The sequence below is a fragment of the Sorangium sp. So ce590 genome (genome assembly GCF_051521365.1).
In the GTDB taxonomy this organism is placed as follows: Bacteria; Myxococcota_A; Polyangia; order Polyangiales; family Polyangiaceae; genus Sorangium.
Genome location: NZ_CP150346.1, coordinates 4,382,721 through 4,394,927, shown reverse-complemented (window position 1 = coordinate 4,394,927; position 12,207 = coordinate 4,382,721). Strand labels below are relative to the sequence as shown.

The window sequence follows — 12,207 nt, the reverse complement described above, 5'->3', positions numbered from 1 at the left end:
GGGTCGCGATGAAAGAACTTCGGGAGAGCTTCGAGGTGTGGTTCTTGACGGGCAGTCAGGACCTCTACGGCGAGGAGACGCTGAAGCAGGTCGCCGAGCACGCGCGGGAGATCGCCGCGCATCTCGACGCCTCCGGCAAGCTCCCGGTCAAGGTCGTCTGGAAGCCGACGCTCAAGAGCCCGGAGGCGATCCTCGCCGTCTGCCGCGAGGCCAACGCGACGCCGCGGTGCGCCGGCGTGATCACGTGGATGCACACGTTCTCGCCCGCGAAGATGTGGATCGCGGGGCTCCTGCGCCTGGAGAAGCCGCTCGCGCACCTGCACACGCAGTATAACCGCGAGCTCCCCTGGGACAGCATCGACATGGATTTCATGAACCTGAACCAGTCGGCCCACGGGGACCGCGAGTTCGGGTACATCGGCGCTCGCCTGCGCATCGACCGGAAGGTCGTCGTCGGCCACTGGATGGACGACGACGTCCTCGCCAAGCTCGACGTCTGGGCGCGCGCCGCCTGCGCCATCCTGGACGCGCGGCGGCTCAAGATCGCCCGCTTCGGCGGCATGAACATGAGAGAGGTGGCCGTCACCGGCGGCGATCGCGTCGAGGCGCAGGTCAAGCTCGGTTGGTCGGTGAACGGCTACGGCATAGGCGATCTCGTGGGGCGGATCGCCGACGTCGACGAGCGCGAGGTCGACCGCCTGGTGGCGGAGTACGACGAGGCGTACTCCGTCGCACCCGCCCTGAGGAAGGGCGGAGATCGCCGCGGCGAGCTGCGGTACGCGGCGAGGCAGGAGGCGGCGATGCGCTCCTTCCTCGAGGAGGGCGGCTTCGGCGGGTTCACCACGACCTTCGAGGACCTGCACGGGCTCAAGCAGCTCCCCGGCCTCGCGGTGCAGCGCCTCATGGCCGACGGCTACGGCTTCGGGGCGGAGGGCGACTGGAAGTCCTGCGGCCTGGTCCGCGCCCTGAAGGTCATGTCGGCCGGCCTGCGCGGGGGCGTCTCCTTCATGGAGGACTACACCTATCACCTCGTCCAGGGGAAGGAGCGCGTCCTCGGCGCCCACATGCTCGAGATCTGTCCCTCGATCGCCGCGGGGAAGCCGTCGCTGGAGATCCACCCGCTCTCCATCGGCAGCAAGGCGGACCCTTGCCGGCTCGTCTTCGACGCCGGGACCGGGCCCGCGGTGAACGTCGCCATGGTTGACATGCGCGGCCGCATGCGGATCGTCGCCAACGAGCTCGAGGCGGTGGCGCCCGACAGGGCGATGCCGAAGCTGCCGGTGGCGCGCGCGGTGTGGATCCCCAGGCCGGATTTCAAGCTCGCGTGCGAGGCGTGGATCCTGGCCGGGGGCGCCCATCACTGCGCGCACAGCCGCGCCCTGACGATGGCGCACGTGGAGGACTTCGCCTCCATCGCCGGCGTGGAGGTGGTTTGCATCGGCGAGGGGACCGAGATCCGCGCGCTCAAGAACGAGCTCCGCTGGAACGACCTCGCCTACCGGATGGCGCACTGAGGGCCGGGATGTGAGCACGACCTATCGAGAGCTGCGCGAGCGCGCCTGGGAGGCGAACCTGGAGATCCCGCGCCGGGGGCTCGCCATCTACACCTTCGGCAACGTCTCGGCGTTCGATCGCGACCGGGGCGTCCTGGCCATCAAGCCGAGCGGCATCGCGTACGATCGGCTATCGGCCGACGACATGGTGGTGGTCGACCTGGAGGGGAACGTGGTGGAGGGCAAGCTCCGCCCTTCCTCGGATACCCGGACGCACATCGTGCTGTACGCCAGCTTCCACGGGGTGGGCGGCGTCGTGCACACGCACTCGACCTACGCGACGAGCTGGGCGCAGACAGGCACGCCGATCCCGATCTACGGTACGACGCACGCGGATCACCTGGCCGAGGACGTGCCGTGCACCGAGGTGATGCGCGCGGACGCCGTGCAGGGCGACTATGAGACGGAGACCGGGAAGCAGATCGTCGAGTGCTTCAGGGAGCGGAGCCCGATCCACACACCGATGGTGCTCGTGGCGGGGCACGGCCCCTTCGCGTGGGGAGAGGACGCCGACAAGGCGGTGTACAATGCCGTGGTGCTCGAGGAGATCGCGAGGATGGCGTTCATCACCCGCGCGATCCACCCGGGCGCCGCGCGCCTGCCCGAGGCGCTCGTGCGCAAGCACTTCGACCGGAAACACGGGAAGGGCGCGTACTACGGCCAGAAGTGACGCCGGACGTCGCGGGACGACGGCGAGGACGACCAAGGTGCCCCGGGAGACGGGGCGATGGACACGATGAAAGGAGCTGCGCCTTGAAGAGGAGCAATTTTGTCGCCACGACGATGGTGGCGCTGGCCGGGCTGGCGCTGATCCTGGCCGGGCTGGGCTGTCAGAAGGAAAAGAAGCAGATCACGCTCGGGTTCTCCCAGATCGGCGCCGAGAGCGAGTGGCGGACCGCGAACACAAAATCGATCGAGGAGGCGGCCAAGGAGGCCGGGCTCGACCTCAAGCTCTCCGACGCGCAACAGAAGCAGGAGAACCAGATCAAGGCCATCCGGTCGTTCATCGCTCAGAAGGTCGACGTCATCGCCTTCTCGCCCGTGGTCGAGACCGGCTGGGAGCCCGTCCTGCGCGAGGCCAGCGCGGCCAAGATCCCGGTCATCCTTACCGATCGCGCCGTGGACGTGAAGGACGAGAGCCTCTGGGTCACCTTCATCGGCTCGGACTTCGTCGAGGAAGGCCGCCGCGCGGCGAAGTGGCTGGTCGAGAAGACGAAGGATCAGAAGGACCCCGTCAACATCGTCGAGCTGCAGGGCACCGTCGGCTCGGCCCCCGCGATCGACCGCAAGAAGGGGTTCGAGGAGATCATCAAGGACAGGCCCGAGCTCAAGATCATCCGCTCGCAGACGGGCGACTTCACCCGCGCGAAGGGCAAGGAGGTCATGGAGGCGTTCCTCAAGGCGGAGGGCAAGAACATCCACGTCCTCTACGCCCACAACGACGACATGGCGATCGGCGCGATCCAGGCGATCGAGGAGGCCGGCCTCCGCCCGGGCAAGGACATCCTCGTCATCTCCATCGACGCGGTGAAGGGCGCGTTCGAGGCGATGATGGCCGGCAAGCTCAACGTGACCGTCGAGTGCAGCCCCCTGCTCGGGCCGCAGCTCATGAGCGCGGTCAAGGACGTGGTGGCAGGCAAGACGCTGCCCAAGCGCATCGTGACCGAGGAGGGCGTCTTCCCCATGGAGACCGCCGCCCAGGAGCTCCCGAAGCGCAAGTACTGAGCGGCGGGGGCGCGCTCATCTGCCCATCGAGGTTTCACGGGAAGGCCGGGGGACAGGGGGGGGAGCTTCTTCCCGCCCTGGCCTCGGTTCGGTTGACAGCGCTGTCCGGGCGCGCGCGGCGGCGATCTCGGCGCCGGGAGGATGGGAGCCATGGGGAGCGACGTCGTGCCCGTGCTCGAGATGAAGCGGATCTCCAAGAGTTTCCCGGGTGTGCAGGCGCTCCTGTCCGTCGACTTCCGCCTGCTGCCGGGAGAGGTGCACACGCTCATGGGGCAGAACGGCGCCGGCAAGTCGACCCTCGTCAAGGTCATCACCGGCGTCCACCCCCCGGACGGCGGGCAGATCCTCCTCGATGGCCGGGAGATCAGGCCGTCGAGCCCGCAGGGCGCGCAGCGGGCGGGCATCAGCGCCGTGTTCCAGGAGGTGAACCTGTGCACCAACCTGTCGGTCGCCGAGAACATCTACCTCGGGCATGAGGGCGAAAGCCCCTTCGCCATCCGGTGGGGGGAGATGCGCCGGAAGGCCGCCGCCCTGCTGTCGGACCTCAACGTCCACATCGACGTCGCCGCGCCGCTCTCGGCCTTCTCCCTGGCCGTCCAGCAGATCGTCGCGATCGCGCGCGCGCTCAGCGCCAGGGCCAAGATCCTCATCCTCGACGAGCCGACATCGAGCCTGGCCGAGGACGAGGTCAAGACGCTGTTCTCCGTCATCCGGCGCCTCACGGGGCAAGGGATGGCGGTCCTGTTCATCACGCACTTCCTCGACCAGGTGTTCGAGATCTCCGACCGGATCACGGTGCTGAGGAATGGCCAGCGGGTCGGCGAGTACCTGGCCGCGGAGCTCTCGCGCATGGATCTCGTCACGAAGATGGTCGGGCGCGACGTCGCCGACGAGGGCCCGACCCGGGCCGAGCGCGCCCGGGCGGCGAAGCCGGCCGTCGTGGAGGCGCCCTTCCTGCGGGCACGCGGCCTCGGCAAGAAAGGCTCGGTCAGGGACATCGACCTCGAGGTGAGGCCGGGGGAAGAGCTCGGCATCGCCGGTCTCCTGGGCGCCGGAAAGTCGGAGACGGTGCGGCTCCTGTTCGGGATCGACAGGGCGGACCAGGGCACCATCGAGATCGGCGGCGCAGAGGCGCGCATCGGCTCGCCGCTCGACGCGATCGCGCGCGGGCTCGGCTTCTGCCCCGAGGACCGGAAGCTCGAGGGCATCCTCGGCGACCTCTCGCTGCGCGAGAACATCGTCGTCGCCCTCCAGGCCAAGCGCGGCATCTTCCGCAACCTGTCTCGCGGACGACAGGACGAGATCGCCCGCACGTACATCCAGCGGCTCGGCATCGTGGCGGCCGACGCGGAGGTGCCCATCTCCAAGCTGAGCGGCGGCAACCAGCAGAAGGCGCTCCTGGCCCGCTGGCTGGCGACCGACCCGCGCATGCTCATCCTCGACGAGCCGACCCGCGGCATCGACGTGGCGGCCAAGGGCGAGATCATGGGCCAGGTCATGGATCTCTGCGACCTGGGCATGGCGGTGGTGTTCGTCTCGTCCGAGATGGCCGAGGCGCTGCGCTACTCGGACCGGGTCGTCGTCCTGCGCGACAGGCGCAAGGTGGCCGACCTGGCCACCGGCGAGACAAACGAGCAGGCGGTGTACCGGATCATCGCGGGAGGTCACGCGTGAGCGCGGCGGCCGCCTCCCTGCGCCGGCTCACCCGGAAAAGCGCCTTCTGGCCGACGGCGATGCTCGGCCTCCTGCTCCTCTTCAACCTCGTCACCAACCCGCAGCTCTTCGCGATCACGGTCAAGGACGGCCACCTGTACGGCAGCGTCATCGACATCCTGAACCGCGCGGCGCCGCTCATGATCATCGCCATGGGTCTCACCCTGGTGATCGCCACCCACGGCATCGACATCTCGGTGGGCGCGGTCGTCGCCATCTCGGGCGCGGTCGCGGCGGCGCTGATCGGCGGCGAGCTGGCCCTGCGCGGCGGGACCGGCATGGAGGACGTGACGCAGTTCCCGCTGTCGATCGTCATCGGCGGCGCGCTCGGCGTGGCGCTGGTCTTCGGCATGTGGAACGGAGCGCTCGTGTCGCTGCTCGGCATGCAGCCGATCATCGCGACCCTGATCCTGCTCGTCATGGGCCGGGGCGTCGCCCAGCTCATCACGAACGGCCAGATCCTCACGATCTATTACGGTCCTTACCATGTCATCGGGAACGGCTTCCTGCTGGGGATCCCTGTCTCGCTGTTCATCGTGGCAGGCGTGGGCGCCGCCCTCTGGCTCCTGACCCGCAAGACCGCGCTCGGCATGTTCGTCGAGGCGATCGGCGTGAACCCGGTCGCCTCGCGGCTGGCCGGGATCCGCGCGCGCTCGATCACCTTCGCCTGTTATGCCGTGTGCGGCCTGTGCGCCGGCATCGCCGGGCTCATCGTGAGCTCGAACGTCAAGAGCGCCGACGGCAACAACGCGGGGCTGCTCTTCGAGCTCGACGCCATCCTGGCCGTGGTCCTGGGCGGGACGTCGCTCTCCGGGGGCAGGTTCACGCTGGCGGGGAGCGTCATCGGCGCCCTCATCCTCCAGACGCTCACCACGACGATCTATTCCGTCGGCGTGCCGCCCGAGGTCAACCTGGTGGTGAAGGCCATCGTCGTCTTCCTGGTCAGCATCCTGCAGTCGCAGAAGGTCAGGGATCTCATCGGAAAGCAGCGTGCAGGGAGAGTGGCCGTACCATGAGCAACATCGCAGCCGCGACCAGGCGGTCCGTCCGGATCCACCCGCGGCACCTGCCGCTCGCCGTCACCATCGGCCTCTTCGCGCTCATGTTCGGGGCCGGGTCGTGCCTGTTCGAGGGGTTCTTCTCGCTGCAGGTGTTCCTCAACTTCTTCATCGACAATGCGTTCCTGGCGATCACCGCCATCGGGATGACCTTCGTCATCCTCTCCGGCGGGATCGATCTCTCGGTCGGCTCGGTCATCGCGCTGACCACGATGGTCTCGGCGTCGCTCGTCGAGCACCACGGCGTCAGCCCGGCCGTGGTCATCCCGCTCGTCCTGGCCATGGGCGCGGGCATCGGCCTCGTGATGGGGGTGATCATCCAGTACTTCGAGGTCCAGGCCTTCATCGTCACCCTGGCGGGGATGTTCCTGGCTCGCGGGCTCTGTTACCTCATCAGCATCGAATCCATCACGATCACCCACGGCTTCTACGTCGACGTCTCGTCGCGCCGCATCCCTTTCCTGTTCGACACGTCGATCACCTGGAACGTCGTCATCGCGCTGGTGCTGTTCGCCGCGGCCATCTACCTCGCGCACTACACGCGCTTCGGCCGCACGGTCTACGCGATCGGCGGGAGCGAGCAGTCCGCCCTGCTCATGGGCCTCCCGGTGCCGAGGACCAAGGTGCTCATCTACACCTTGAGCGGGTTCTGCTCGGCGCTGGCGGGCGTCGCCTTCACGTTTTACATGGTGTCCGGCTACGCGCTGCACGCCGGCGGCATGGAGCTGGATGCCATCGCCGCCGTCGTCATCGGCGGCACCCTGCTGACCGGCGGCTTCGGCACGGTCGTCGGGACCCTGTTCGGCGTGCTCATCCACGGCACCATCCAGACCCTCATCATGTTCGAGGGCACCCTCAGCTCCTGGTGGACCAAGATCGTCATCGGTCTGCTCCTCCTGGTCTCCTGCCTGCTCCAGCGGCTCTTCCAGCGGAGCGCCCGGCCGGCATGACACGGGCGGGATGATGGGGGCGCCATTCGAGCACGTGTTGCGCCAACAGGCCTTTGCGCTCGTGCGATGGTTGTCTTGAACTCGCGCGGGAATCAATAGTTTCACGACAAGCAGCTTGGAGGTCACCGTGCGTTCATGGGCAGCAGGATTCATCACCTTCGTTGGATTGATCATTGTGGGTTGCGCCTCGTCCGACACAGAGCCCACCCCGGAGGCGCCGAGCACCTCGTCCGGGGCGACCGCGGGGAGCTCCGTGGGTCAGGGTGGATCGGGAGCTGGAACCGGAACCGGAACCGGAGCCGGTAGCGGGGGCGGCTCCACGAGCGGGGGCGGCTCCACGAGCGGGGGCGGGGCGCAAAACGAGGGCGGTTCTCCGAACGCCGGCGGTGGTGGCGCCGGCGGCGCGGCGGGCGGCGATGCCTCGTCCACGGGCGGCAGCATGAGCCCTGGCTGCGGCGTGCCCACGAGCTTCAAATGGGAGTCGTCACCCGTGCTGATCACCCCGCCGAGCGGCTCCGTGTCCATCAAGGACCCGACCGTCCTGTTCCATGACGGCAAGTGGCACGTGTACGCGACGCACTATTCCAACGGCTACAACATGACGTATCTGAACTTCACCGACTGGGATCAGGCCCGGTCGGCGCCGAAGACGCTCCTGAGCACGAACCCCAACCTGACCGGGTACAAGTGCGCCCCGCAGCTCTTCTACTTCTCGCCGCAGGACCTGTGGTACCTCGTCTACCAGAGCCAGCCGCCCACCTACTCGACCACCAAGGATCCGAGCGACGTCCGATCCTGGTCAGCGCCTCGGACCTTCATCGCGAACGAGCCCGCGATCGTCACCCAGAACAAGGGTTCAGGGACGTGGATCGACTTCTGGGTGATCTGCGACGACGCGAATTGCCACCTGTTCTTCTCCGATGACAACGGGCACCTCTATCGAAGCCAGACCAGCAAGGCCAGCTTCCCGAATGGCTTCGGCACGCCGGTCATCGTCATGAGCGACGAGAGGTTCGACCTGTTCGAGGCGGCCAACGTCTACAAGATCAAGGGCTCGGACAAGTATCTCCTGATCCACGAGAGCATCGGCGACGGTCGGTATTTCCGCTCCTGGACCGCGGACAAGCTCGACGGCGCCTGGACGCCGCTGGCGGACACGCAGGCAAACCCCTTCGCGGGGAAGAGCAACGTCACGGGCGCCGGCTGGTCGAACGACGGGATCAGCCACGGTGAGATGCTCCGCGATAACCCCGACGAGACCATGACGATCGACACCTGCAACATGCAGTATCTCTATCAGGGCCGGACCAAGGCCGGGGCCGAGTACAATCTGCACGAGTACAGCCTCGGGCTGCTCACGGATGCGCGGTGATGTGAAGCCATGACGAGCCGGACCGCTCGGACGAGCGCGGCGCTGGCATCCGTGGGCCTGCCGTCTCGAGCGTGAATCGCCGTGAGGTCGACAAATCCGCGCGCGCCGCCGGAAGTCCCCTCGGCGACGGGACGAAGGGCGCGCCGCCCTCGCCGTGCCAGGCGTGATCAGACCGACCCCCTCCGGGAATACCTGAGCCTGACCTGAGCGCCGCGAGCCCGGGGACTCCAGCACGCCTTGCGCGTGGCAACGGGCGACAATCGACAACCTGGGTTATCTGGCAGGGCGAGCAGGCGGGCTCCGTCCTCCGCTGCAGCCTCGTGTCCACGAGGAGCTGCGTGCTTGTGTCGCTTTGTGTCTCTGATTGCGCAGGCGCACCTCGGCGTGCGCCGGGGGCGTCCATTCGAGTGAACAGCCGGGAAGGTCGCACATGACAACCACGCAAGAATATTGCAGCGTCAACGAATTGACGCGATCCAGCCAGGAGACCGCCCGCGCGCGGCGCGCCGGTCGTCCGTGTGCCCGCCCAGGCAAGCGAACGCTCGGCGCGCTGTGGGCCCCCTGGAGGCCCCTGGTGCGGATGGGGATCCTCTGCGGGGTGCTGCCCCTCGCCTTGTCGGTGCTGGGGAGCGGTTGTTCGGGCTCGGACGGCGCGTCGCCGAAGCCCGGCGATCCGGACACGCCGACGGGAGGGGGTGCAGGCGCGCCGACGGGAGGGGGTGGCGCAGGCTCGCCGACGGGAGGCGGCGCAGGCGAACCGACGGGAGGAGGCGCGGGCGAACCGACGGGAGATCCGGACCCGCCGCACCCCGAGGATCCGGAGAAGTACGTCGCGTTCGAGCCCGGGCCCGAGCGCTTCCCCATGGTCGGCGCCGGCAAGGCCGCGCCGCTCGTCGTGAGCTCGAGCGACTACGCGGGCGTTGTCCGGGTCGTGAGCGACCTCAAGACCGACATCGGCCGGGTCACCCAGGTCGAGCCCGAGATCTCGCTCGACGAGATCCCGGCGGCGGACGACGTGGTGATCATCGGGACCCTGGGCAAGAGCCCGCTCGTGGACCAGCTGGTGAGCGAGAACAAGCTCGACGTCACCGACATCGCAGGCCGGTGGGAGACGTCCCTCCTGCAGGTGGTGGACAATCCGGCGCCGGGCGTCCGCCGCGCGTTCGTGATCGCCGGCAGCGACCAGCGCGGGACGATCTTCGGCGCATACGACGTCTCGAGGAACATCGGCGTGTCGCCCTGGCACTACTGGGACGACGTCCCGGCGCACCAGCACGGCGAGCTGTACATCCTGCCCGGGCGCTACTCGCAGGGGGAGCCGAAGGTGAAATACCGCGGCTTCTTCATCAACGACGAGAACCCCGCGCTGGGCACCTGGGCGCGCAACACCTTCGGCCCCGCGCCCAACTCGAGCCGCCCGGACGGCTTCAACCACGAGCTCTACGCCCACGTGTACGAGGTCATGCTCCGCCTCAAGGCCAACTACCTGTGGCCGGCCGTCTGGGGCAGGTCGCTCTTCGACGACGACCCCGAGAGCCAGGCGCTGGCCGCCGAGTACGGCATCGTGATGGGGACCTCGCACGAGGCGCCGATGATGCGGGCGCAGGACGAGTGGGATCGCTTCGGGCAATCCGGAGGCCGGTACGGCGGCAACGGGCAGTGGAACTTCGACAGGAACACGGAGGCGCTGAAGAAGTACTGGACCGACAGCATCACGCGGATGAAGGACTACGAGAGCGTGGTGACCGTCGGGATGCGCGGCAACGGCGATCTGCCGATCGACAACGGCGGCAACATCGATCTGATGCAGCGGATCGTGGCGGCGCAGCGGGAGATCCTGGGCGAGGTCACGGGCAAGGACGTCACCACCATCCCGCAGGTCTGGACGCTCTACAAGGAGGTCCAGGCCTTCTGGGACGACGGCATGCGGGCGCCGGACGACGTGATCATCAACTGGTGCGACGACAACTGGGGCAACATGCGCGAGCTGCCCGACCTGTCGGCGCCGGAGCGATCGGGCGGCTACGGGCTCTACTACCACTTCGACTACGTGGGCGGCGGCCGGAACTACAAGTGGGTCGACACGACCCTCCTCCCCAGCGTCTGGGAGCAGCTCCACCTGTCCTATCGATACGGCGTCGATCGGCTGTGGGTGGTGAACGTGGGCGACATGAAGAACGAGGAGCACCCGCTCGAGTTCTTCCTGGACTATGCGTGGAACCCCGAGCGGTGGCCGATCGAGCGCCTCCCCGTGTGGGAGCGGCAGTGGGCGGCGCAGCAGTTCGGGCCGGAGCACGCGGCCGAGATCGCGGAGGTGCTGACGATGTACTCCAGGCTCCAGTCGCGCCGGAAGCCGGAGCTGCTCAACCGGGTCATCACCCTCAACCCGAACGCCAACATCGCCACGAACCCCGACAGCGCCGTTGTCTACGCCGACGGCAGCCCCTTCAGCCTGATCCATTACGGCGAGGCGGAGCGGGTCGTCGCGGAGTGGCAGGCGCTCGCGGCCGAGGCGGAGCGGCTCAACGAGGCGCTGCCGGCGTCGTTCCGGGACGCCTACTACCAGCTCGTGCTCTACCAGGTGAAGGCCAGCGCCAACCTGTACGAGCTCCGCCTGGCCGGGTTCAAGAACATCCTCTACGCCGCCCAGAAGCGCGCCGCCACGAAGGACATGGCCACGACCGCCGAGGCCCGGTTCGCCGACGACAAGGCGATGTCGAGCTACTACAACAACACGCTGGCCGGCGGGAAATGGAAGGGCTTCCAGACGCAGCCCAAGATCGGCTACGGCGGGAACTATCCGAACTCGGGCTGGCAGCAGCCGGAGCGGAACAACACGGCCATCGAGGACTTCATCTGGCCCGAGCTCCGGCAGATCAGCCTGCCGAGCGGGGCCGACATGGGCGTGGCCATCGACGGGTCCGACAAGGTCTGGCCCGCACAGGGCACGGCGGCGGTGCTGCCCGAGCTCACCCCGTTCCAGACGCAGCCGGCCCAGTACATCGAGGTCTTCAACCGCGGTCAGGCGCCGTTCGATTACAAGATCGAGCCGTCCGTGCCCTGGGTGAAGGTCTGGCCGAACAACGGCGCGATCGAGAAGGAAGTGCGCGCCACGGTGAGCGTCGACTGGGAGGCCGCGCCCAAGGGGACCACGGAGGTGCCGATCACGGTGACGGGGCCGAACGGCAGCTCGGTGGTCGTCCAGGCCATCGTCAAGAACCCGGACGTGGACCGCGACGCGCTCGAGGGGTTCGTGGAGAGCAACGGGTACGTCTCGATCGAGGCCGAGCACTTCACGCGTGCCGTGGGCGCGGACCCGATCTCGTGGCAGCTCATCCCGGACATCGGCCGGACGGCAGGGGGCATGACGCCCTTCCCGGTCACCGCGGCCAGGCAGACGCCCGGCGGAGAGAGCCCGCACCTCGAGTACAAGATCAACACCTTCACGTCCGGGAAGGTGACGGTCTGGGCATACCTGTCGCCGAGGAACAACGTGCTGCACTCCGATGGGCTGAAGTACGCCGTGTCCATCGACGACGGGCAGCCGCAGGTCGTCAACGTCACCACCGCGCTCAACGGCATCCCGATGAACAAGTCGTGGGAGAGGAACACGTCGGACAACATGAATCTCACGTCGACCACGCACACAATCGCTCAGCCTGGCGAGCACGTGCTGAAGTTCTGGATGGTCGACCCGACCGTGGTGGTGCAGAAGCTCGTCGTGGACACGGGTGGGCTCAAGCCGAGCTACCTCGGGCCGCCCGAGAGCTACCGCGCGAAGCCGTAGCGAGGCGCGAGCGCGCAAAGGCACGGGATCCCCTCCTGGGCGGGTGATC

Annotated in this window: 8 protein-coding genes; all 8 read left to right on the top strand. The window is 67.9% G+C overall.

Annotation, left to right across the window (positions count from 1 at the left end; all coding sequences use genetic code 11):
- Positions 1-8: 8 nt before the first annotated feature.
- The 8 genes from araA to WMF28_RS16430 all read left to right on the top strand — a co-directional run bounded on the left by araA (position 9) and on the right by WMF28_RS16430 (position 12,158).
- Entirely contained in the window at positions 9-1,514 is a 1,506-nt protein-coding gene (gene araA, locus WMF28_RS16465; protein WP_437603190.1) for an L-arabinose isomerase, read from the top strand.
- Positions 1,515-1,524: 10 nt separating this feature from the next.
- Positions 1,525-2,223 (top strand): L-ribulose-5-phosphate 4-epimerase, encoded by a 699-nt coding sequence (locus tag WMF28_RS16460; RefSeq protein WP_437603189.1) that lies wholly within the window; start codon positions 1,525-1,527, stop codon positions 2,221-2,223.
- Between the two features lie 113 nt (positions 2,224-2,336).
- Positions 2,337-3,278 carry an ABC transporter substrate-binding protein gene (locus WMF28_RS16455; protein WP_437604265.1) on the top strand — a complete coding sequence of 314 codons (942 nt, stop codon included), beginning with the start codon at positions 2,337-2,339 and terminating at the stop codon, positions 3,276-3,278.
- Between the two features lie 150 nt (positions 3,279-3,428).
- The gene (locus WMF28_RS16450; protein ID WP_437603188.1) at positions 3,429-4,952 is read left to right on the top strand and encodes a sugar ABC transporter ATP-binding protein; all 1,524 of its coding nucleotides are present in this window, start codon (positions 3,429-3,431) and stop codon (positions 4,950-4,952) included.
- The gene (locus tag WMF28_RS16445; protein ID WP_437603187.1) at positions 4,949-6,007 is read left to right on the top strand and encodes an ABC transporter permease; all 1,059 of its coding nucleotides are present in this window, start codon (positions 4,949-4,951) and stop codon (positions 6,005-6,007) included. Before WMF28_RS16450 ends, WMF28_RS16445 begins: the two co-directional genes overlap by 4 nt.
- Positions 6,004-6,999: a galactofuranose ABC transporter, permease protein YjfF gene (gene yjfF / locus WMF28_RS16440; RefSeq protein WP_437603186.1), complete on the top strand. Its 996-nt coding sequence runs from the start codon at positions 6,004-6,006 to the stop codon at positions 6,997-6,999. Before WMF28_RS16445 ends, yjfF begins: the two co-directional genes overlap by 4 nt.
- Before the next feature lie 439 nt (positions 7,000-7,438).
- On the top strand, positions 7,439-8,371 hold the full coding sequence (locus tag WMF28_RS16435; protein WP_437603185.1) for a non-reducing end alpha-L-arabinofuranosidase family hydrolase: 933 nt from the start codon (positions 7,439-7,441) through the stop codon (positions 8,369-8,371).
- A gap of 580 nt (positions 8,372-8,951) precedes the next feature.
- On the top strand, positions 8,952-12,158 hold the full coding sequence (locus WMF28_RS16430) for a glycosyl hydrolase 115 family protein (protein ID WP_437603184.1): 3,207 nt from the start codon (positions 8,952-8,954) through the stop codon (positions 12,156-12,158).
- Positions 12,159-12,207 lie beyond the last annotated feature (49 nt).